20 protein-coding genes, 2 tRNA genes, 1 pseudogene and 1 riboswitch are annotated in these 23,081 nt (G+C 43.1%); of the genes and pseudogenes, 17 read left to right on the top strand and 6 right to left on the bottom strand.

The genetic code is table 11. The features are described 5' to 3' along the window. Positions 1-69 precede the first annotated feature (69 nt). From DZ860_RS16590 to thiH, 9 genes are all read left to right on the top strand, one after another. Positions 70-146, top strand: a tRNA-Asp gene (locus DZ860_RS16590). 59 nt (positions 147-205) lie between these two features. Next, positions 206-282: transfer RNA gene (locus DZ860_RS16585), tRNA-Trp, on the top strand. An 896-nt stretch (positions 283-1,178) separates the two neighbouring features. Next, entirely contained in the window at positions 1,179-1,568 is a 390-nt protein-coding gene (crcB, locus tag DZ860_RS16580; RefSeq protein ID WP_120033542.1) for a fluoride efflux transporter CrcB, read from the top strand. A 54-nt stretch (positions 1,569-1,622) separates the two neighbouring features. Next, a riboswitch (TPP riboswitch) is annotated at positions 1,623-1,721 on the top strand. Positions 1,722-1,867: 146 nt separating this feature from the next. Then, on the top strand, positions 1,868-3,805 hold the full coding sequence (gene thiC / locus DZ860_RS16575) for a phosphomethylpyrimidine synthase ThiC (protein ID WP_120033541.1): 1,938 nt from the start codon (positions 1,868-1,870) through the stop codon (positions 3,803-3,805). Between the two features lie 2 nt (positions 3,806-3,807). Next, positions 3,808-5,082: a thiamine phosphate synthase gene (locus tag DZ860_RS16570; RefSeq protein ID WP_120033539.1), complete on the top strand. Its 1,275-nt coding sequence runs from the start codon at positions 3,808-3,810 to the stop codon at positions 5,080-5,082. Further along, complete coding sequence (locus tag DZ860_RS16565; protein ID WP_120033537.1) at positions 5,072-5,848, top strand: HesA/MoeB/ThiF family protein; 777 nt, start codon at positions 5,072-5,074, stop codon at positions 5,846-5,848. The genes DZ860_RS16570 and DZ860_RS16565 overlap by 11 nt, the downstream gene beginning before the upstream one ends. Continuing rightward, entirely contained in the window at positions 5,845-6,054 is a 210-nt protein-coding gene (thiS, locus tag DZ860_RS16560; protein ID WP_120033535.1) for a sulfur carrier protein ThiS, read from the top strand. Before DZ860_RS16565 ends, thiS begins: the two co-directional genes overlap by 4 nt. Positions 6,055-6,056: 2 nt before the next feature. Beyond that, positions 6,057-6,821 carry a thiazole synthase gene (locus tag DZ860_RS16555; protein WP_120033533.1) on the top strand — a complete coding sequence of 255 codons (765 nt, stop codon included), beginning with the start codon at positions 6,057-6,059 and terminating at the stop codon, positions 6,819-6,821. Positions 6,822-6,829: 8 nt separating this feature from the next. Then, on the top strand, positions 6,830-7,942 hold the full coding sequence (gene thiH, locus DZ860_RS16550; protein WP_120033531.1) for a 2-iminoacetate synthase ThiH: 1,113 nt from the start codon (positions 6,830-6,832) through the stop codon (positions 7,940-7,942). Positions 7,943-8,061: 119 nt separating this feature from the next. Here the strand turns inward: thiH and DZ860_RS16545 are convergent, their stop codons facing one another. Both DZ860_RS16545 and DZ860_RS16540 read right to left on the bottom strand, forming a co-directional pair. Beyond that, positions 8,062-9,849, bottom strand: coding sequence for an aminopeptidase P family protein (locus tag DZ860_RS16545; RefSeq protein ID WP_120033529.1), 1,788 nt, complete (start codon positions 9,847-9,849; stop codon positions 8,062-8,064). Between the two features lie 98 nt (positions 9,850-9,947). Beyond that, a complete protein-coding gene (locus DZ860_RS16540; protein ID WP_120033527.1) occupies positions 9,948-10,889 on the bottom strand; it encodes a LysR substrate-binding domain-containing protein in 942 nt (313 codons plus the stop codon). Between the two features lie 144 nt (positions 10,890-11,033). Between DZ860_RS16540 and DZ860_RS16535 the strand changes: the two genes are divergently transcribed. Further along, positions 11,034-12,185 carry a multidrug effflux MFS transporter gene (locus DZ860_RS16535; RefSeq protein WP_120033525.1) on the top strand — a complete coding sequence of 384 codons (1,152 nt, stop codon included), beginning with the start codon at positions 11,034-11,036 and terminating at the stop codon, positions 12,183-12,185. Between the two features lie 83 nt (positions 12,186-12,268). Next, positions 12,269-12,553: an H-NS-like global regulator TsrA gene (tsrA, locus tag DZ860_RS16530; protein WP_120033523.1), complete on the top strand. Its 285-nt coding sequence runs from the start codon at positions 12,269-12,271 to the stop codon at positions 12,551-12,553. A 39-nt stretch (positions 12,554-12,592) separates the two neighbouring features. Here the strand turns inward: tsrA and asnC are convergent, their stop codons facing one another. Then, entirely contained in the window at positions 12,593-13,057 is a 465-nt protein-coding gene (asnC, locus tag DZ860_RS16525) for a transcriptional regulator AsnC (RefSeq protein ID WP_120033521.1), read from the bottom strand. Between the two features lie 305 nt (positions 13,058-13,362). Between asnC and DZ860_RS16520 the strand changes: the two are divergent. Together DZ860_RS16520 and DZ860_RS16515 are read left to right on the top strand one after the other, a co-directional pair. After that, a pseudogene (locus DZ860_RS16520) lies at positions 13,363-15,600 on the top strand (EAL domain-containing protein); the annotation flags it as partial. Positions 15,601-15,664: 64 nt separating this feature from the next. Next, positions 15,665-16,444, top strand: coding sequence for a class I SAM-dependent methyltransferase (locus DZ860_RS16515; RefSeq protein WP_120033519.1), 780 nt, complete (start codon positions 15,665-15,667; stop codon positions 16,442-16,444). Between the two features lie 104 nt (positions 16,445-16,548). Here DZ860_RS16515 and DZ860_RS16510 read toward each other — a convergent pair whose 3' ends face one another. Continuing rightward, positions 16,549-17,424, bottom strand: a complete 876-nt coding sequence (locus DZ860_RS16510) for a carboxylate/amino acid/amine transporter (protein WP_120033517.1) — start codon at positions 17,422-17,424, stop codon at positions 16,549-16,551. Positions 17,425-17,494: 70 nt separating this feature from the next. Next, the gene (locus DZ860_RS16505; protein WP_120033515.1) at positions 17,495-17,920 is read right to left on the bottom strand and encodes a universal stress protein; all 426 of its coding nucleotides are present in this window, start codon (positions 17,918-17,920) and stop codon (positions 17,495-17,497) included. Between the two features lie 201 nt (positions 17,921-18,121). Here DZ860_RS16505 and ftnA point away from each other — a divergent pair, with 201 nt between their 5' ends. From ftnA to DZ860_RS16490, 3 genes are all read left to right on the top strand, one after another. After that, complete coding sequence (gene ftnA, locus DZ860_RS16500) at positions 18,122-18,649, top strand: non-heme ferritin (protein WP_120033513.1); 528 nt, start codon at positions 18,122-18,124, stop codon at positions 18,647-18,649. Between the two features lie 71 nt (positions 18,650-18,720). Beyond that, entirely contained in the window at positions 18,721-19,044 is a 324-nt protein-coding gene (uspB, locus tag DZ860_RS16495) for a universal stress protein UspB (RefSeq protein WP_120033511.1), read from the top strand. Positions 19,045-19,151: 107 nt separating this feature from the next. Further along, entirely contained in the window at positions 19,152-20,339 is a 1,188-nt protein-coding gene (locus DZ860_RS16490; protein WP_120033509.1) for a BaiN/RdsA family NAD(P)/FAD-dependent oxidoreductase, read from the top strand. 63 nt (positions 20,340-20,402) lie between these two features. Here the strand turns inward: DZ860_RS16490 and DZ860_RS16485 are convergent, their stop codons facing one another. Further along, on the bottom strand, positions 20,403-21,308 hold the full coding sequence (locus DZ860_RS16485) for a DMT family transporter (RefSeq protein WP_120033507.1): 906 nt from the start codon (positions 21,306-21,308) through the stop codon (positions 20,403-20,405). Positions 21,309-21,465: 157 nt separating this feature from the next. Here DZ860_RS16485 and rmuC point away from each other — a divergent pair, with 157 nt between their 5' ends. Beyond that, on the top strand, positions 21,466-23,016 hold the full coding sequence (rmuC, locus tag DZ860_RS16480) for a DNA recombination protein RmuC (protein WP_120033505.1): 1,551 nt from the start codon (positions 21,466-21,468) through the stop codon (positions 23,014-23,016). The last annotated feature ends 65 nt before the right edge of the window (positions 23,017-23,081 follow it).

Genomic DNA, 23,081 nt, shown 5'->3' with positions numbered 1-23,081 from the left:
TTAAATTTCGTTTTTAGATAGACCATCTAGAAACAAAATGGACGCTTACTTAGGTAAGTATGCCACTGCGGAGTGGTAGTTCAGTTGGTTAGAATACCGGCCTGTCACGCCGGGGGTCGCGGGTTCGAGTCCCGTCCACTCCGCCACTTATTCGAAAACCTCGCTTTGTGCGAGGTTTTTTTGAATCTAGCGTGTCTAGATCATTAGGGGTGTAGCTCCAATTGGCAGAGCAGCGGATTCCAAATCCGCGTGTTGGGAGTTCGAATCTCTCCACCCCTGCCATATATTAAGCCTCAGCAGAAATGCTGGGGCTTTTTTACATCTGTATTTTATGGTTTGCCGCCAATTAGTAGAGCAGCGGATTCAGCCATTATAAAATAGCGCGTGCTGGGAGTTCGAATCTCTCCACCCCTGCCATATACCAAGCCTCAGCAGAAATGCTGGGGCTTTTTTACGTCTGTATTTTATGGTTGCCGCCAATTGGCAGAGCAGCGGATTCAGCCATTATAAAATAGCGCGTGTTGGGAGTTCGAATCTCTCCACCCCTGCCATATACTAAGCCTCAGCAGAAATGCTGGGGCTTTTTTACATCTGTATTTTATGGTTTGCCGCCAATTAGTAGAGCAGCGGATTCAGCCATTATAAAATAGCGCGTGTTGGGAGTTCGAATCTCTCCACCCCTGCCATATGCCAAGCCTCAGCAGAAATGCTGGGGCTTTTTTACATCTGTATTTTATGGTTTGCCGCGAATTAGCAGAGCAGCAGAGCAGCGGATTCAGCCATTATAAAATAGCGTGTGTTGGGGAGTTCGAATCCCTCCACCCCTGCTATATACCAAGCCTAAGCAGAAATGCTGGGGCTTTTTTACGTCTGTATTTTATGGTTTGCCGCCAATTGGCAGAGCAGCGGATTCAGTCATTACCAAATAGCGCGTGTTGGGTAATGGCTGAAACTTTCCATCGCAGTCATATATTAAGTCTCAGCAGCAATGCCGGGATAAGATCTGCAATAGTCTAGAATTTGTATTTAGTAATCTTATTTACTGATGGGTATTGAGTTAAAGTGACTACTGTAACTTTTAAAATCTTTTAGTTTATCTGATGTGAATATTTAGTTTGTAGACTCGAATTTTGCGCTAATGCGGTTAGAATATAGCCATTGAATATATTGGGGGATTTATGGGCCAACTTTCCATACTCGGCTTTATTGCACTCGGTGGGGCATTTGGTGCTTGCTCCCGTTATCTTGTTTCTGAACTTTGTGTTGCATTGTTAGGACGAGGATTCCCATACGGTACATTGACTGTCAATGTTGTCGGCTCTTTTATTATGGGTTTATTGATAGCTGCATTTGAAAGCGAAATTCTGGCGATTGAACCATGGCGCCAGATTATTGGACTGGGTTTTCTCGGAGCACTAACCACGTTCTCTACGTTTTCTATGGATAATGTCCTCTTAATGCAGCAGGGCGCATTTCTTAAGATGGGCTTAAATATATTACTGAATGTCGTGCTTAGTATTTCAGCTGCATGGGTTGGCTTTCAGTTGTTGATGAAAGTTAACATTTAGCGATGTTTTTTTACGTATTTGACTTGGTTTCAAATTACGTATTGCTTATAATTGCTTCACTTGTCGGAGAGCCATTTGGCTGAGACCGTTAATTCGGGATCCGTAGAACCTGATCAGGCTAACACCTGCGTAGGGAACAAGAGAAGATAACTTTACTAAATATACTTCTATATTTTGGTCAACTAATCTCATTATCGATGCTGTTCTATTTTTAACAGCATTAGATTCCTCTTGTCATATCGTTCCGCCAAGCATTTTTATCCCATACGTTTTATAAAAAATGAGCAAGGAAAAATGCTATGTCGAGTCGCAAGCAAGCTAGACTGGAAGCTAAACAGTTTATAGATACTCTTTCGGTACAACCATACCCGAATTCTCGCAAAGTTTATGTCGAAGGAGAACGTCCTGACGTTCGTGTTCCAATGCGGGAAATTTCATTAGCTGATAGTCTTATCGGCGGTACCAAAGAAAGCCCTATATTTGAATCTAACGAACCGCTTCGTGTATACGATACATCAGGCGTCTATACAGATCCTGACCATCCTATCGATCTATACAATGGGCTTCCTAAGTTAAGGGAGTTATGGATTGAAGAGCGTGGAGATACCTTATTACTGGATGATGTGAGTTCAGCGTATGCCAAAGAACGTTTAGATGACATAACGCTAGACGACCTTCGTTACGGTAACCTACCAAGAATTCGTCGCGCGCAGTCCGGGCAATGTGTCACCCAATTACACTATGCACGGCAAGGTATCATTACACCTGAAATGGAATATATCGCCTTACGTGAGAACATGGGACGTGTTCGATACAACGACGATATGCTTAACCAACAGCACCCTGGACAAAACTTTGGTGCTAACTTGCCTCAAGATATCACCGCTGAGTTTGTTCGTAAGGAAGTCGCCGAGGGGCGTGCGATTATTCCCTCTAACATCAACCATCCAGAATCTGAGCCGATGATTATCGGGCGTAATTTCTTAGTTAAAGTAAACGCTAATATTGGTAATTCATCAGTCAGTTCGTCAATTGAAGAAGAAGTAGAAAAGTTAGTTTGGTCGACTCGTTGGGGGGGCGATACGGTAATGGACCTATCTACTGGACGCAATATTCATGAAACGCGAGAGTGGATATTACGTAATAGCCCAGTTCCAATTGGTACGGTTCCAATGTATCAAGCGTTGGAAAAAGTAAATGGTGTTGCTGAAGATCTCAACTGGGAAGTGATGCGCGATACGCTTATTGAGCAAGCAGAGCAGGGCGTTGACTACTTTACAATTCATGCCGGTTTATTATTACGTTATGTACCAATGACGGCCAAACGTGTCACGGGGATAGTTTCTCGTGGTGGCTCTATTATTGCTAAGTGGTGTCTTGCTCATCATCAAGAAAGCTTCCTTTATACTCATTTCCGTGAAATCTGTGAAATTTGTGCCCAATACGATGTGGCTCTTTCTTTAGGGGATGGGCTTCGTCCCGGGTCAATTGCGGACGCCAACGATGAAGCGCAGTTTGCTGAGCTACGCACGTTAGGAGAGCTAACAAAAATCGCATGGGAATATGATGTTCAGGTCATAATTGAAGGGCCAGGTCATGTGCCTATGCACATGATTAAAGAGAATATGGATGAGCAGCTTAAACATTGTCACGAAGCACCATTTTATACTTTAGGCCCATTAACAACGGATATAGCACCAGGATATGATCATATAACGTCGGGTATCGGCGCAGCAATGATTGGTTGGTATGGCTGTGCGATGTTGTGTTATGTGACACCAAAAGAGCACCTAGGCTTGCCCAATAAAGAAGATGTTAAAACAGGGCTGATCACATACAAATTGGCCGCTCATGCCGCCGACTTAGCCAAAGGTCACCCCGGTGCACAAATTCGTGATAATGCATTATCTAAAGCGCGGTTTGAGTTCCGATGGGAAGATCAATTCAACCTTTCGCTTGATCCTGAAACAGCTCGAACTTTCCATGATGAAACTTTGCCACAAGAGTCGGGTAAGGTTGCTCATTTTTGTTCTATGTGTGGACCTAAGTTCTGTTCAATGAAGATCTCACAGGAAGTTAGAGAATACGCTAAAGATACTGAACAGGTAGCTGCCGATCAGGCCATTTCAATTAAGATGCTGGATGACCCATTAGAGGGTATGAAGCAGAAATCGGCTGAGTTTAGGGCTACAGGGTCAGAACTGTATCATCCTGCGGTGACATCTGAAGCGGAGTAATCATGGTCGAAATATTAGTTCCATCTACTTTGATAGAACTGACGGCAGAGATTCAGCAAGTATTATCGGTCGCAAAACGAAATGGTTTTGCGACTAATGAGGTGATGTTGGGCGTTAGTTCTACATCACAATTCAAGATAAGCTTTGCTGACAATAGACTGGTCGTCGGTACTGATCTCATCGAACCTTTGGATCGCTTTGGTGACATCTTCTTAGACTACATGACACGGCATGATTTTGTCCAAGTTCCTCATGAGCGCAATTCAGTTTCACTTGGAATTATTGAGGGTGAACACTCCTTTGATATTTGGCATCACCCATTGAACGATGAAGTGCGCGCTTTTTCTTACCCAAATAAACCTTTCGAACAGGCTCAACATCAGCATCATTTGTCTTGGGTTATCACCTTGCTTGCTTTGCAATTTCCAATCGAAGATTGTCTTAGTGTAGCGAGAGCTGCTATGCATGTTTCACGTGAAACATGGCCAGTTGATTATGCGTGCTTTCCTCGCCCTGTTCTTGAAGATAAACGGCTAGGGATTAAGAGTCTGTGGCTAAGTCAGTTCGAACCCAATCGCGTTACCCATTTAAATTTCGCATATTTAAATAAGCATCAACTTGGACTTTATCCTGTAGTTGACAGTAGTGAATGGATTGAGCGATTGCTAAAGTTAGGCGTAAAAACGATTCAGCTGCGTATAAAAGATCCTGATCAAGCAGACCTTGAAGCACAGATTCAACGATCAATTGATTTGGGCAAACAATATAACGGCCAAGTATTTATCAACGACTATTGGCAGTTGGCTCTTAAGTATGGTGCTTTTGGTGTTCACCTTGGTCAGGAAGATATTGAGTACGCTAATCTCTCTTTGATTGAACAAGCTGGTATTCGCCTCGGTCTATCGACTCACGGCTATTTTGAGTTGCTTAGAATCAGCCAAATTAATCCAAGTTATATCGCTCTTGGGCATATTTTTCCTACCACGACTAAAACGATGCCATCGAAACCACAGGGCTTAGTACGGCTAGCGCTATATCAACGACTGATTAAGACCATTCCATACCATCAAGAATTTGGGTACCCAACCGTTGCTATTGGAGGGATAGACTTGGATACAGCGCCATTAGTTTGGGATTGCGGTGTATCGAGTTTGGCAGTCGTCAGAGCGATTACCTTAGCTACGCAGCCAAAGCAAGTGCTACTCGGTTTTCGAACAATTATGCAAAGAAATGTGCGGGTAGACTCAATGGGGCAAGGAGTCGACCATGTTATCTGAATCGTTATTTTTGCGTTATCAAAGGCAGATATCTTTACCTGAAATCGGGGAGCAAGGGCAGCTCTCATTAATTCAATCTCATGTATTAATCATTGGTTGTGGAGGGTTAGGTACAGCGGCATCGCTTTATTTAGCGGCAAGTGGTACTGGCCGTCTGGTTCTCGTCGATGATGATGTTGTCGAAAGCAGCAACCTACAAAGACAAGTTGCTTATCGTCAATCTGACCTTAAACAAAACAAAGCGCGTGCATTGATCAAACAACTAGAGCAGCTGAATCCCCATATAAAACTGAGATCAATTGACCACCGTCTGTCTGATGAGCAATTGAGTTTGGAGGTGATGCTTGCTGATGTGGTACTTGATTGCAGTGATAACCTGCATACCCGTCAGCAGATAAATCGGATCTGCTATTTCCAAAAAACACCATTGATATCTGCGGCAGCTATTGGTTGGCAAGGGCAATTTAGTGTCTTCGATTTTGCTAGAGAAGCGCCTTGTTATCGTTGCTTAATTCCATTCGATAACACTCATCAAAATACCCAATGCAGCGATCTAGGAGTTGTTGGGCCAGTCGTTGGAACTCTAGGTAATTACCAAGCGTTAGCCGCAATTCAAAAGCTCGCTACTGGGCGATTTTCGGTAAAGGCGAACCAGTTACATATTTTTAATGGTGAAACGATGCAATGGCAAACGGTCGATATTATGCGGGACAGCGAGTGTAAGGTGTGTGCATCAGTAATGAATCTTACGGAGGTTGAGTCATGAGTTTTATTACCATTCATATTAATCAAACCCCACATCAGATAGTGAATGATGGGAACTTAGAACAGGTCATCAGCCAATTTGAGCTTCCCCATCAAGGCTGTGTGTTTGCTATTAATAATCAGGTCGTGCCGCACAGTGTTTGGGCTAGTACGTTGCTTTGTGATGGTGATGAAATATCACTGTTCCAAGCTATTGCAGGAGGCTAATCATGTTAAAGATTGCAGATAAAACATTTGATTCTCGTTTGTTTACCGGAACGGGGAAATTCGCCAACAGCCTTTTAATGGCCCAAGCTATTAACTCTTCAGGCTCTCAGTTAGCGACGATGGCATTAAAGCGTGTCGATATTCATGATAAGCATGACGACATATTGCAACCTTTGCTAAAGATGGGCGTGAATTTACTACCTAATACATCGGGAGCTAAAAGTGCAAAAGACGCAATATTCGCCGCGCATCTAGCGAGAGAAGCTTTAGGTACGAATTGGCTGAAACTGGAAATTCATCCTGACCCAAAATACTTGATGCCGGATCCTATCGAAACACTTATTGCCGCTGAACAATTGGTGAAAGATGGCTTTGTGGTGCTGCCGTATTGTCATGCTGATCCTGTCTTGTGTAAGCGATTAGAAGAAGTAGGTTGTGCGGCAGTGATGCCTTTAGGTGCTCCTATTGGCTCAAATAAGGGCATTGCTTCTCATGATTTTCTGGAGATTATTATTGACCAAGCGACGGTACCCGTCGTCGTCGATGCTGGTATTGGCGCACCATCCCACGCAGCAAGAGCGATGGAAATGGGGGCAGATGCAGTACTCGTCAACACAGCAATAGCGACCGCTCGCAACCCTATAGTTATGGCAACCGCTTTTAAATTGGCAGTGGAGTCTGGTCGTATGGCGTATAAAGCAGGGCTTGCGGGTCAGAGTTCTCATGCGGTTGCATCGAGCCCATTAACGTCTTTTTTGGATAATTAGGTTGGCTTATGAGCTTCGTAAAAGAGTTTAATCAACTTAATTGGGACGATATATCTCTATCAATATATAGTAAAACAACACTGGATGTTGAACGAGCATTAGCAAAAACGAAGCGTGATTTGGAAGATTTTAAAGCGCTGATATCACCGGCGGCAGAGCCTTACTTAGAGCAGATGGCCCAGCAATCTTTTGTGCTCACACGTAAGCGTTTTGGCCAAACGATGTCATTGTATATACCGCTCTATCTTTCCAATTTATGTGCGAATGCTTGTAGCTATTGTGGCTTCTCAATGGAAAACCGTATTAAGCGACGAACTCTAACTGAATCAGAGATCGAAGCGGAGGTTGTCGCAATTAAAGCGATGAAGTTTGATAGCGTTTTACTTGTGACTGGTGAGCATGAAACTAAAGTGGGGATGAACTATTTTCGTCAAATGTTACCTGTGATTAAACCTCATTTTAATTACTTGGCGATGGAGGTCCAGCCTCTTGAGCAGCATGATTATGCTGAACTCAAAACACTTGGCTTAGATGCAGTAATGGTATACCAAGAAACCTATCAACCAGTAACCTATGCGAAACATCACTTGCGGGGCAATAAAACTAATTTTGAGTTTCGCTTAGAAACGCCAGATCGGCTTGCCAAGGCGGGTATTGATAAGATTGGAATTGGGGCTCTTATAGGCTTGGAAGAGTGGCGTACCGATTGTTTTTTTGTGGCGGCTCACCTTGAGTATTTAGAGCAAACTTATTGGAAAACCCGATACTCTATTTCATTTCCAAGATTACGTCCGTGTGAGGGAGGATTGCAGCCCAAATCAATCATGACGGATAGACAGTTGGTTCAATTGATCTGTGCTTACCGGTTGCTTAACTCTGAAGTGGAACTATCTCTCTCGACACGAGAGAGCGAAACATTTAGAGATAATGTATTGCCGCTTGGTATCACTTCAATGTCAGCGGCATCAAAAACACAGCCTGGTGGTTATGCTCTTGAAGATAGCGAGCTAGAGCAGTTTGAAATCAGCGACGAGCGAAGCGCTCAAAGTGTCGAAGCTATGATTCGTAATCAAGGGTTTGATCCTGTTTGGCGCGATTGGCATCGCGCTTATTCTGGTTAGGAAGAATGGCAGACGACAGGGCTATAGGATGATAGTTTGATGGTATGTTTCACGTGAAACATAAAAAAGGCTTCCGATAGGAAGCCTTTTCTCAATAGTACATTGTGCTTTCGTTATATCTAGTGACTGAGAGGCAAAGTTGCCTGGCGTAGCCAAGTCAGCACTTCACCATCGACTAGTTCGTTCAAATCAGCCCATACTTTACTATGGTATTCGTTAAGCCATGCAAGCTCTGGTCGAGTCAGCAGGTTAACGTCGATATTACGAACATCAATTGGACAGCGAGTCAGAGATTCAAACGTCAGTACTGAGAAATCACCTTGTGTTGGAAGTTCTACAATCAGCTCAAGGTTTTCAATACGAATACCAAACTGTTCTGCGCGGTAGTAACCCGGTTCATTTGATAACACCATACCCTCAACGAGTGGGACATCAATTAAACGTTTTGAGATACTTGCTGGACCCTCATGCACACTTAGGAAATGCCCAACACCATGACCCGTACCATGGTCGTAATCGTAACCCTCAGCCCATAGATGCTGACGTGCTAGAGTATCAAGTTGGAAACCTCGAGTCCCTTGAGGGAAACGCGCACGAGCGATACCAATATGACCTTTTAAGGCTAAGGTAAATTGCTGAACCATCTCAGCACTTGGTTGGCCGATCGCAATAGTACGGGTTATGTCAGTAGTGCCATCTAAGTATTGGCCACCTGAATCGACTAAGTAAAGTGTATTAAGAGTTAGTTGACCGGGTGTCGGTTGGTTTTCGTGGTTGTAGTGGCACATTGCTGCATTACCACCTGCCGCTGAAATTGTATCGAAACTTAGGTCTTTTAAGCTTGGGTCAAGGCGACGAATTGCTTCAAGCTTATCCGCTAATTGAGCTTCATTATGCAGTTTTCCTTGGGCTACTTCGCTATCTAGCCATGATAAGAAGGTCACCATCGCCACACCATCACGGATATGACAGGCTTTCATCCCTTCAATTTCAGTCGCATTTTTTGCTGCTTTTGGCATTAAACAAGGATCTGAGGCGGTAATGACTTGGGCGCCACAGTTCTGCAGAACCAATTTAAACCAAGCGTTGCTCGTTGATGCATCAAGTAGCACCTTACAGTGGCTTAATGCTTCTAAACGAGCTTGTAGTTGTTCTGGGTGATAAACAGTAACACCTTGGCCAACATGCTGATCAAACTCAGCCGGTATGCGTGCAGGATCGAGGATAAACTCTACCTCTCCATTACTATGTAAGATTGCGTGAGACAGCAAAACAGGTAAGCGAGAAACATCAAGACCACGAACGTTAAGTAGCCAACAGATAGAATCTAGTGCAGTGATGACGACACAGTCAGCACCTTGTTTTTTAACCAAGGTGCCGATTTGCTCACGTTTACTTTCACTTGATTGACCGACAAGATCGGTAGCCATTAAGCGCACGTCAGAAACAACAGCAGCAGGGCGGTCGATCCACAGTTCATCAATTGGGTTACTATCAAGAATGGTAAGTTGGTGCTGTTTAGAGAGCTTTGCTTGCGCTGATTCTAACCATGCGCCAGAGTGCATTCGTGGATCAATGGCGACTTTCTTACCTGCTGCAACGTGGTCAATAATCCAATCTAATGCCGGTTCATTGATGAGGTGACGATACTCAAATAGTTCTGCAGGAACTTGTTTGGTTACTTGAACGGTATAACGACCATCAATGAATATAGCAGCTTTGTCTTGAGTAATAACGGCTGCACCTGCTGAACCCGTGAATCCAGTGAGCCAATGTAAACGCTCATTATGTGCAGGAACATATTCACCAAGGTATTCATCTTCGTGAGGGACGAGCAAAGCATCTAAATTGTGCTCTGCAAGCCATTTTCTAATGGCAGTCAAACGCTGTTCAGTAGTTGTAAGCATCAATGTAATCCTTCATTTTTATTTTTATGTCCGCACGAATCACTTCTCGTTTTAGGACGATGCGGAATAAGCTACTCTTTTTGCAAGCGAGCTGCAAATTATCTAAGAGGGCTAGTTTTATCCTGAATCATTTCTCTTAACCAAGCGAGTGCAGGGTCATTTTCTCTGTCCTTATGCCAGAACAAAGTGTAGGCCATTGGGGGAAATGGCATTGGTAATGGTAGAACGGTTAATGCGAGTTGTTTCGCGGCTAAGTGAACAAAATGACTTGGGCCTGTGAAAATAAAATCAGTGTAGCAACATAAACTCGCAGCGCTATTAAAGTCAGGGACTGTAATTGCGATATCTCGTTCTTTACCAAGATCTGCAAGGCGATAGTCCAGTAACCAGCGATCATTACCATCACAACGAACTTGAACGTGTCGAGCTGACAAATAATGCTCTAATGTCCATGGTGCTTTTAATATGGGATGGTTACTACGCAATAGACACATTTGAATGTCTTGATATATCTCTTGCTCACAGATGTCTGAGGGGGGCAGCAACGTCAACTTGGCATCATTGATGTCAATATCTTTACCCGTCATCCCTAAGTCGAGCTCTCCTCGCTGAAGTTGCGTAAAGGTTTGTTCAGACCATGCGTGGGTACTGAGTGTCACCTTGGGTGCTTGGTTAAATAACTCTGGTAAGAAACGTGGCAATATCAATGAATAGATACTTTCAACCGCAGCGATTTGGAATCGAATAGAGCTAGTCGCAGGATCAAACAGCTCGGGTTGGGTGAGTTGTTCGAGCTGGTTAATTAATACATCCAGTTTTGGTCTTAGATAGAGAGCTTTTGGCGTAGGAGAGAGTCCATGCGCATGGCGTGAAAATAGAGGGTCATCAAATTGGATTCGCAGCTTTGCTAAGCTTTTGCTAACGGCAGATTGTGTTAAACATAGCCGATGAGCGGTTCGAGTGACATTGAGCTCTTCTAACAACACCTTTAAGCAAACCAGCAAATTCAGGTCTATTCGAGCAAGTTTTTCTATATTCATATACTTATTCCAGCTAGGAATACCTCTAATGAAAAAGTCTCATTGGGATTCATATCTAGCCTAGCTTACACTACGGCAAATTTCAGTAACTTCTTGGAGCTATCTTTGCATTCCCCGTCACTAGGCCTCAATAGCAAATCTCAAATGGTATTACTTACTTTATTGGTTTTGTTTAGCCCACTTGCGATTGATATATATCTACCCGCACTACCACAAATTTCAACCGCATTTGATGTGGAGCATGCGCTCGCACAAGATACGATTACATTATTTTTGTTTGCAATGGGTATCGGACAACTTTTTGCCGGTCCTTTAGCAGATAAAGTCGGACGTCGAGCCGTCGCATTAGGAGGGATCACCATTTATTCAGTGAGTGCTTTATTGGCGTGGAGTGCTCAAAATATTGAATGGATGTTGGCTGCCCGCCTGCTACAAGGCTTAGGTGCTTGTGCAACATCTGTAGCAGCCTTTGCGACGGTTCGCGACATTTTTGGTCCAGAGAAAAGTGGCAAAATGATCAGCTATCTTAATGGTGCCATCTGTTTTATCCCAGCTCTCGCACCTATTTTAGGTAGTTGGCTAACACAGCAATTTGGTTGGCGTTCAAACTTTAGCTTTATGGCTATATTTGCAGTTGTGGTGTTTGTTTTGATGGTTGTGGGAATGAAAGAGACCAACCCTCAATCAAACAATGAGCCAGTTTTCAGACTTAACCGCTACCTAGACGTATTGAAGTCACCTTCATTTGTGTTTCATGCATCGCTATGTATGTTAGCAATGGCGGTTATTCTGGCTTACGTTACGTCGGCACCTGTGGTGCTGATGGAAAAGCTAGGCTTGGATATGAATGAGTTTACTAAGTGGTTCGGTATCAATGCGGCGATTAATATTATTGCATGTATGACGGCACCGAAATTTATGGATAAATACGGTACTCATAAAACCTTATTGGTTGGTATTACAACTTTGTTGATGGCGGGATGCATTATGTTACTACTACCTCAACAATCACCTATCGCATTTATGTTACCTATCTTTACCTCTTCAATTGGTTTTGCTTGGATTCTCGGTGCAGCTGCGGGTAAAGCTCTTGCTCCATTTGGCGACAAAGCGGGAACTGCCGCAGCATTACTTGGTTTATTCCAAATGAGTGGTGCAGGGTTAGTGGTTGGCTTGGTACAGCGTATTGGATTAGAACCTCAAGTCATGATCGCAATCCAAATGTTGATTGTCTTCCCTGCATTATTTATTTTGTTATCGAAATCTGGTCGCCGCTGGCATTTGGCAATGAGCTAAAGGGTGCTGATAGCTTTGCTAAACGAAGGAAACGGTTGTATATTTGACCTCTTAAACGTTAAGCGATGGAATCAATATAACTAATGTCATTGACAACATATGAAATGGCTCGAATTTTGGAGCAACTGGATGAGTCTCCAGAGAAGGTAATGTACGGAAAATTACTTCGTGAGCTAGGTAATCAAAGTGGTGAACGTATTCGCAGCGCAGCGAAGAATGTTCCGCTACCAATGTTGCGTGACATGGTGTACCAGTTCCAACAAGTGATTGAATCACGTAAAGATGAACAGGTAGATGAGCTCGCAAAAGAAATTGCTAAACAAGGCATTTCAGTTGATGAGTTGAAAGAATACCTTGCTTCACGTTAATTGATCTATTTTTAAGAAGCTCGCTTAGGCGAGCTTTTTTTATGGGTTAACATTACGGTTGATAGGGTTTTGCAGTGATATTAGTGTTTCAGTTGATTGCACTTCATCAATGGCTTGTAACTTGTCGATTAGAACGTGCTGCAACTCTTCGATGGAACGACACATCAATTTGACAAAAATATTATAGGCACCAGTGGTGTAGTAAGCTTCAACCACCTCTTCTAATGCATTGAGCTTCTCAAGCGCTGAATGATAATCGCGAGCCGCATTGAGGTTGATGCCAATAAAGCAGCAAACGTCATACCCTAATTTCTTGGTATCTACGATCACTTCCGTTCCTTGGATAATATCCGCAGCTTTCATTTTCTCGATGCGAACATGGATAGTGGCAGGACTAACATCAAATTGCTTTGCCATCTCAGCATAAGGTTTGCGCGCATCGGCCATCAGCGTTTTTAGGATTGCTTTATCTAATTCATCAATCTTACTGGCATGGGCACTCATGATTTTTCCTTATTGTTGATGAAGTTACGATATGTGTCGGTATAAATCATCGACAGTAATGATAGTATTGTACGGTTTATTTTATACAATCGAGGCTTATTCTAGTGCGCTTTTGTCTTCTTCTTCTAGCTGTTTTTTGGGCTTTCGTGTCAGTGGCACAAGACAAAAATGTACCTAGCTTTCAGCCTTATGCTACACACACTCCTGTATTGCAGTCGATACTCGATACAATGAACGAGTACCATTTAACATGGTTTCATTCAGAGGACGCTCGTATTGAAAGCGAACAAGTTTCACCAAGTGCATCCTCTTGGGCTGAACACCAGATGGTAGAGGCTTCTCTTGAACAGCTAAATAGTTCGACCTCATTTATTGCCCGCTATCATCAAGAGTTGCGAATCGCGATTATCTTGATAGTTGTCTTGTGTTTAGTTGTTCTGGGTTTGATGTACTACATGAGACGGTTAAAACGCAGTGAACTAGTGGCGCGCGAAAGCCAAGAGTTACTTGAGACTGTGTTTGACCAGAGCTACCAGTTTATTGGTTTAATCGATCAAGATGGCCGACTTATATCGAGCAACAGTAAGTTGCAATCATTACTTTATCACCAATCCTTTCAAATCGACCAACCCCTTTGGCTACACCGACATTGGGAACCAGAGACTGCCGATAAGATCAAAAAGATACTTACCGACCAAACTCAAGATGTTGCCAGTCAGTTAGAAGCGGAAATATGGCACCCGGAGTTGGGCTCTTTAGTCCTTGAACTCATATTGAAACCACTCGCAGAGTCGAGTCTTCAACAAGCCAAGGTACTGTTTGAAGCCCGAGATATTACGACCCGTAAAATGACGGAAGAGCGGCTTTTTCGCAGAGAAGTGAACTTAAGCCACTACTACGATCAGCAGCCAGTCATGATGGTGACGATTGATGAACACAATCGAGTTCAGCGAGTTAATCAATTCGCAGAGCAGGTGCTTGGCTACACATCAGATCGAGTATTGGGCCAATATCTGACTTCCTTTTATATCGATAATGAATCACTAATGCCAAGACAAGTTTTGTTGCAACCCAAACAGGCAATGAAAGGTGTTTGGCGACGAGAAATTGAATATCGCCATGCAGATGGACATTCAATATGGATACGTGAAAATATTCGGCCATTAGCAGAATCTGGGCATGTTTTGATTGTGGGTGAAGATATTAGTGAGATGCGCCAGTTGTCAAAACAGCTTGAATACCAAGCACAGCATGATTTACTAACCGATACGTACAATCGTAACCATTTTGAATTGGCACTGAATAAATCACTGAAAGAGGTCGAGAGCCATACTCGGACACACGCTATGTTGTACCTCGATCTTGACCAGTTGAAAGTACTTAATGATACCGCTGGTCATGAAGCGGGAGATGCGGCTATTTGCTTTAGTGCGAGAATGCTAGAAGACGTATTGCCTCATAATGTAATCCTTGCTCGTATGGGTGGTGATGAGTTTGCGATCTTATTGAAAGACTGCACTGAACGCGATGCTAAGAAAGTCGCAGCTGACATTATAATTTGTTTTAGTGAGCAGCAGTTTAAGTGGGGGGATATCAGCTTAAATTTAACCTGTTCGATAGGTATTCGTTTGATTGACCATACCGCATCTTCCCCACAAATGGTGCATGCTCAGGCTGATACGGCTTGTCATGCTGCGAAGGAGGATGGGCGAAACCGCTACAATTTGTATTGTGCTGATGATGAAGATCTACGTCGTCGTCAGTTAGAAATGGAAAGTGTTAATTTAGTCCACAATGCGCTGGCGAATGATCGTCTAGAGCTGTTTGCCCAACAAATCATTGGCTTGGATGATGATGACAAGCGCATGCATTTTGAGATATTGGTGCGTATTCGAGGTGCTGATGGAGAACATATTTCGCCTGGTATTTTTATGCCGGCTTCTGAACGCTATAACGTTGCGCACTTAATTGATAAGCAAGTGGTTAATCAAACTCTACATTGGTTAACGACTCACCCTAAAGAGCTCGAACATTTAGGATTGTGCGCAATCAACCTTTCAGGCCACTCTATGGGTAACAAGCAGTTCATTGCATTTTTGCTTGAGGCATTGGAAAAGAGTACGGTGCCTTGTCATAAGATTTGTTTCGAAATTACAGAAACAGCTGCAATGAGTAACATGAAGCAAGCGATTAAATTGTTCACTAAGCTGAAATCGTTAGGCTGTCTAATTGCATTGGATGATTTTGGTTCTGGTTTATCGTCGTTTGGTTACTTGAAGAAGTTACCAGTCGATATTGTCAAAATAGATGGCTTGTTTGTCCGAGAAATGGATATCAATGAAATGGATTACCTGATGGTGCGATCCATTCATGATTTAGCAAAACAGATGGGTAAAAAAACGGTCGCTGAATTCGTTGAGAGTGGTCCAATCATCGACCAATTAATGGAAGTGGGCGTTGATTATGCGCAAGGATATTTCATTGGAAAACCTCAACCTTTGGAAGAGTTGGCTGCCACACTTTTAAAGGAAAAGAACCTTTAGTGCCGATGATAAAAATCCGGTACACTGCGCCCCCTAAAACTACCGACCAATACTGGAGCTCATTGTGCTAATCCAACTGCTGTGTGAAGATCAAAATCAAGTAGAAAGACTTGATGAGTTAGCAACTCGTTGGGGACTAACTCACGATGAGCAGAGCGTGTTTGCATTGGTATTAACCGAGCAACGCTTAGAATTACGCAAACTTGATGAGCCGAAATTGGGTGCAATTTACGTGGATCTCGCTGGTGGTGCAGTTGCGCACCGTCGTAAGTTTGGTGGCGGTAAAGGGCAAGCTATTGCGAAAGCGGCAGGGTTGAATAAAGGTGCAACGCCAACGGTTTTGGATGCTACGGCTGGTTTAGGGCGAGATTCGTTTGTATTGGCCTCATTGGGCTGTAAGGTTCAAATGGTGGAACGTCATCCAGTTGTTGCTGCATTATTAGATGATGGTCTACAACGTGCGCAGCAAGATGCAGAAATAGGGCATTGGGTTTCAGAGAGAATGTCACTGCTGCACGCATCAAGCTTAGAAGCATTAGAAGCGTTATCTCTCGATGCAGATTTTGAGCAGCCAGAAGTTGTCTATCTTGATCCTATGTACCCACATCCAGAGAACAAAAAGAAGTCCGCCCTAGTGAAAAAAGAAATGCGCGTATTTCAATCTTTGGTAGGTGCTGATACTGATGCAGATGGTTTGTTAGCTCCAGCACTCGCATTAGCGACTAAACGTGTGGTTGTGAAGCGCCCTGATTACGCCAATTGGTTAGATGATCAAGCTCCGACAATGGCGATTGAAACTAAGAAGAATCGATTTGATGTGTATGTACTCGCTTCGATGAGCTAATTTTATTGTGATTTTAAAAGCCCGCGATTGCGGGCTTTTTTGCTGTCAGTTCTATATTACCGAGCGGTGTAGTGGTGACCTTTTAAAGTGAATTTAGAGGTCATTTATTGGCTAAACTGTTGGGCAACCTTACGCTTTACCCATGTTTCGTTGACCCACAGTGATAGCATGATAATTGCACCTCCAATAGAGAGGCGAACTAAATCAACGTCGCGATTCCAAATCAAAATATTCACGATAAGCCCTGCAGGAACCAATGCATTGTTCATGACGGCAAGTGCCCCAGCATTGACCATGGTCGCACCTTTATTCCATGCGAAGTAACCCAATCCAGATGCAACGGTGCCGAGATACACCAGAATTAGCCACTGAGTGGATGTTGTCGGCAGCTTGTCACTATTTCCTAACAAAGAAAAAGCGATGATAGCGACACAAAGAGCTCCTAAATAGAAGTAACCGAATACGGTATGCTGCGGTAAGTCGACGGGTTGCTTCTCCATTATGAATTTATAACCCACCTGCCCAATAGCGAAGCATAGGTTTGCTCCCTGAACGACCAAGAATCCTAAAAGAAAATCTTGGTTAACACCTGAAAACTGAATAAACGCAGTGCCAACTACAGCAATCGCAGCGGTTAATAAATACCAAGGAGAAAAACGACCCTTGAGTGCGTCATAGATTAAGGTGACATAGATCGGCGTAAAAATGGTGAATAGCAGAACTTCAGGTACCGATAAAAGTAAAAATGATTGGTAATAAAAGCAGTACATCAACCCAAGTTGAAAACCACCAATAACCATAAGCTTCGCAATCAGTGATTTACTGACTCCGCGAAACTTAATAAAGGGGATAAAGACAATACTGGCTAATGCAACACGCATTAGCACAGAAAACCAAGAGTCAACTTGACCAGCGAGATAAACGCCAATCAAGCTGAACGAGAAAGCCCATAATAGAGTAACAGCGGATAGATAACCCATAACCAATGCTCAGAATCAATAATTGCCGTCAGTCTAAACGGTTTATCGATAATATTCAGTGGTTAGTGCATCAATCCTTAAGTGGTACAACCAACATGTCGACAGGAGATCTGTTGATTAACTGACGAGTCGATGACAGTAACTTGCTCCAAAAATCTTGGTGGTGGCCACAGATAAGAAGATCAACTTGATATTCATTGATAGTGTCACACAACTCATTACTTAAATCACCGCTACCCACTAACGTATGTTTGATTGGGTGGTTTGCGTGATCGGCTAACTTTTGCAATTGCTGCTGTGAGGCTTCCAATGCCTGATGTTGTGTTTCAGCCAAATTAATATCAATTAATCCGGTGTAGAGCTCTGCATAATTCACATCAATATGAATAAAAGATATTTGTGCGTCGAGAGGCTTGGCCAAGTCGACCGCTTTTTGGACGAGGTGTTCGCTATCTTCTGAAAGGTCAATGGCGACAAGTATGTGCTGATAACTCATATTGCGTTCTCCTAAGGTAGTTTCTTCTAAGATTAGCATTTGAGTTGAAGAAATTTTGCAAAGATGATCTCAGATCTAACTAGCTAATAGTTATCTAATTATTGTTGTTAAACAATCTGACCTAGTTTGCGATTGCGCAAAGTGTTATGGTTATGTTTAGTATTTATTACAATTAAGTATGCTGTGCTATTAGGAGTGAAAATGCTATCTCAAGCAATGATCGATCATTTGAATGATCAAATTAACCTAGAATTTTTTTCATCCAATCTATACTTACAAATGAGTGCTTGGTGTGAAGACAAAGGTTTTGAAGGCGCTGCCGAGTTTCTTCGTGCTCACGCAGTAGAAGAAATGGAGCACATGCAACGTCTTTTTACCTATGTTAGTGAGACGGGGGCAATGCCCATTTTAGGAGCGATAGAAGCCCCTAAACATGAGTTTGCTAGTCTTGGAGATGTATTCCGAGAAACGTATGAACATGAACAAATGATTACTCAAAAAATCAATACTTTGGCTCATGTTGCGTTCACCTCTCAAGATTACTCAACGTTCAACTTCTTACAATGGTACGTCGCTGAACAGCATGAGGAAGAGAAGTTATTTAAAGGGATTTTAGATAAGTTGGAACTGGTCGGTGAAGACGGTAAAGCTTTGTTCTTTATTGATAAAGATCTGGCCGCTTTAGCAAAAGAAGGTTCATCTTCCGTGATGGATGCCCCAGCTGGATAATATTCAGCAATAGACGATTGTTTTAATAGTCTTTTTTTCTTGGGTATCAAGGAAGATGTAGGGAGGAGAAGATGATCACTGGTGATACGATTTTACTGGCACTGATGCTGGTTACATTAATTAATTTTGCAAGATACTTAACAGCATTACGCTCGTTGATTTATATCATGCGTGAAGCTCACCCTTTGCTGTATCAACAAGTTGATGGCAATGGATTTTTCACCACGCATGGTAATGTCACCAAGCAGTTTCGGTTATTTCATTACTTAAAAAGTAAAGAGTATCACCATCACCACGATACGGTATTTACAGGGAAGTGCGACCGAGTAAGAGAATTATTCATTCTGCTAGTAGCGTTGGTTGGGGTCACTTTGCTGGGTGCATTTATGCTGTAAAATTGCCCAATTGGCAAGTCATCGAATAACCGCTAAAATACCACCCAATCTGATAAGGATGTGCATTTCGCACATCCTTTTTTATTGCTAATTTATGAGTGGGTCACATGACTGAGAAGTTTGATGTTGTCGTTATTGGTGCTGGTGCTGCGGGGCTTATGTGCGCTGCAACAGCTGGCAAGCGCGGTCGTAAAGTGTTACTGCTTGATAATGCAAAAAAGCCAGGCCGAAAAATTTTAATTTCTGGTGGTGGCCGCTGTAACTTTACTAACTACGATGTAACAGCAAGCAATTACCTTTGCCGTAATCCACACTTTGTTAAGTCGGCACTATCTCAATATACCAATTGGGATTTCATCTCGATGGTCAGCAAGTATGACATCGCATTTGAAGAGCGTGACCATGGTCAGTTGTTCTGTATCGACTCAGCAAAACAAATAGTTAGCATGTTGCTGGATGAATGTAAGCTTCCTAATATTGAGCAACGCTATCAACAGACAATCACCTCAATTGAAAAAGTCGATAATGGCTTTGTACTGCAAACTGAAGCTAAAACGATTACTTGTGAGTCGTTAGTCGTGGCGACAGGGGGATTGTCGATGCCAAAACTGGGTGCGACCCCGTTTGGCTATAAAATTGCCGAGCAATTTGGTCTATCGGTAATCCCAACTACAGCCGGTTTGGTTCCATTCACACTGCATAAGCAAGATAAAGAAGCGTTTGCGGAGCTCTCTGGCATCGCTATTCCTGCCATTATTACCGCACAAGGTGGTGAAAGCTTTAAAGAGGCACTGCTATTTACTCATCGTGGTTTGTCTGGTCCAGCAGTACTTCAGATCTCCTCTTATTGGAAAGCGGGGCAAAAGGTGACGATTAACCTAGTACCTGAAAGCGATGTCACGGAACTACTAGAGCAATCTCGCGAAAATCACCCGAATCAGAGCTTGAAAAACACGTTAGCAAAAGTTCTACCGAAGCGTTTGGTTGAAGTGTTGATTGAGCGTAAAGAGCTAAGTGATAAGCCGCTTAAGCAATATAACCACAAAGAAATGGCTGCTATCGTCGAACATTTAGAAAATTGGCCAATCGCACCAAATGGTACGGAAGGCTACCGTACGGCAGAAGTGACTCTCGGTGGTGTTGATACGGATCAGCTCTCTTCGAAAACCATGGAGTGTAAACAAATTAAAGGTTTGTATTTTGTTGGTGAGGTGATGGATGTAACCGGTTGGCTAGGGGGCTATAACTTCCAATGGTGTTGGAGCTCAGGCTTTGCAGCAGGCCAGTGGGTATAAACTTGTCCACTGACCTTTCTTTGCTGACTTATATTCACAAATCTTTGCTGGCGTGTAGAACGATTATTTTGTGATTTCTTGGGGGGCCTTGCGGCCCCACTTAATTTGCTGCACAACTAAGCCAGCGATGATCAACACCAAGCCCATTAGCGTGGTTGGGTGAATCTCTTCTCCAATAATTGTCGCGAGTAGAATTAAAGATATAAAAGGGGACGCGAAAATTAGATTACTGATACGTGCAGTGTTCTCTGTTAATTTTAAAGCACTCAACCATAGAACAAATGTCACACCCATTTCGAACATTCCCACATAGCTAACTGCAAGCCAGCCTTTTGATGTAATGTGCGCCCAACTTGCTCCCTCAAATAGAGCTAAAGCAACCGCAAATGGCAAAGCAACCAAGAAACCGAGCAATACACTCACAATTGGGTCGGCCTTATTTTTGGTGTTCAGAATCCAATAGCTTGCCCAAAGTAACGTTGAGGTTAATGCTAAAGCAACACCCATTGGGCTTTCAAAATTCAATCCCAGAATATCGCCTTTAGTGGCAATAACGATCACGCCTAAGTAACTAAAAACACAGGCTACATAGTCTTGTTTGCGAATTTTCTGCCCAAGGAAGAAAGCGGCCATCAGTGTTAGGGTAATTGCCCAACTGTAGTTAATAGCCTGCGCTTGTGATGCAGGAAGTAGATCATAGGCTTTAAACAAGATCACATAGTAAGCAAGTGGATTGATCAAACCTAATAGTAAGTAATACCAAGGATTGGAAAGAAACGTTTGTGGGAGAAGTGATAATTTACCCTGTATCGCACACACAGCTAATAACGCGAGTGCCGAAACAAAGCTAGCGACAGTGAGCATTTGTATTGGCGTAAATTCTGCCAATGTTAACTTAAATGCGGTTGCCACCGTTGACCACAGCAATACAGCTGCCAACCCAAAACTTAAAGCGCGACGCTCGTTCATGTTAGTCCTTCATAATTTAACCAGTCATCCGTTGACACTCAGAATAGTGTACGGGTCGCCTAGTCTAGCGGTTGATTATCTGAGCGACAAACTGGACATTTATCCAGTACTAAAATACCATTAAATGACTTTGTTTCCGTTAGGTTATTACGTTTTTATGCAATGGGTTCTTGAGCATCAAGGTCTTCTTTTTTCTGTTATTGCAAGTGCAATAGCGAGTGGCTCTCTCGCTGGCTGGTGGGTGAAACAAAAAATGCGTTTTGAGGCCCAGTTGCTTGAACAGCAGTTGGCTGCGAGTGAGCAATTGTCTGCGACAAAAATAGAGCAGCTTCAACAAGATCTTCTAGAGGCTCAACAAGAACTAGACGAATTAGATACAGAACGTGATAAAGCGGCGTACGAACTAAAACAGTCACATGGCAAGTTGATGGCAGTCTTAGAGAAGCTGCGTTACTTCGATGCCGTGAAGCAAGAGCGCCAGCAGTTTTTTGATGATTTAAATGCTATGCGTGAAAGTAAATCGCAATGCGAAGCGCAGTTGCGTGAGCAAGAAGCTCGTCATGAACAAGAGAACAAGTCGAACCAAGATAAACTTGAGTTACTGGAAAAAGCCGAAGAACGTTTAAAACATCAGTTTGAGCTTTTGGCTAATCAGTTATTTGAAGTGAAAACCGCTAAGGTTGATCAGCAAAACCGTCAAAGCTTAGAGGGGTTATTATCGCCACTGAAAGAGCAGTTAGAAGGGTTTAAAAGACAAGTTAACGATAGTTTTAATATCGAAGCCAAAGAACGCCACACATTAGTGCATGAATTAAAAAACCTACAGCGTCTTAACGAGCAGATGACTCGTGAGGCGGTCAACTTAACTCAGGCTCTAAAAGGGGATAACAAGCAGCAAGGTAACTGGGGGGAGGTGGTACTCGCTCGGGTATTAGCTGAATCGGGTCTTCGAGAGGGCCATGAATATCAAACCCAAGTTAGTTTGCAAAACGAAGCGGGTAAACGTTATCAACCTGATGTGATTGTTCACTTACCTCAGAACAAGCAGGTTGTGGTCGATTCAAAAATGGCTTTGGTGGCTTATGAGCGTTACTTTAATGCTGAAACAGATGCCGAACGCGATAGAGCGTTAAGCGATCACTTAATCGCATTACGCAGCCATATTAAAGGACTGAGTCACAAGGACTATCATCAACTTAAAGGCATTCAGAGCCTTGATTATGTGTTGATGTTTATCCCTGTAGAGCCTGCATTTCAGGTCGCTATCCAAGCCGATCCTAGCTTGGTGAAAGATGCGATGGAGCAAAATATCATACTGGTGAGTCCAACGACATTGCTGGTGGCACTACGTACTATCGATAATCTATGGCGCTATGATCGACAAAACCAAAATGCTCAGCTGATTGCTGAGCGAGCGAGCAAGTTATACGACAAACTGAGATTATTTGTCGATGACATGGAAAGCCTTGGTAGTGCTCTTGACCGTGCCAACCAGAATTACCAAGGGGCGATGAACAAGCTCGCTAGTGGACGAGGTAATGTTATTCGCCAAGCGGAAAGCTTTAAGCAACTGGGCGTCGAAATAAAACGCCCGATTTCATCAGCTCTGTCTGAAATTGCGAATCATGATGGCTTCGCAGAAATTGATGATCTGACTGAAAATGCTTCTTCGGTAGAAAGACATACGGCTGAGGATAAAGTAAACTAACTCGCCGCAGTGTTTCGGTTATTAAATTATCGAATCCGAGTTATTAAAGCACTGCTTGAAGAGGA

Source organism: Vibrio sinensis, assembly GCF_003605645.1.
GTDB lineage: Bacteria > Pseudomonadota > Gammaproteobacteria > Enterobacterales > Vibrionaceae > Vibrio > Vibrio sinensis.
Note: the sequence above shows the minus strand (reverse complement) of the source record. Positions and strands in the feature narration are given on the sequence as shown.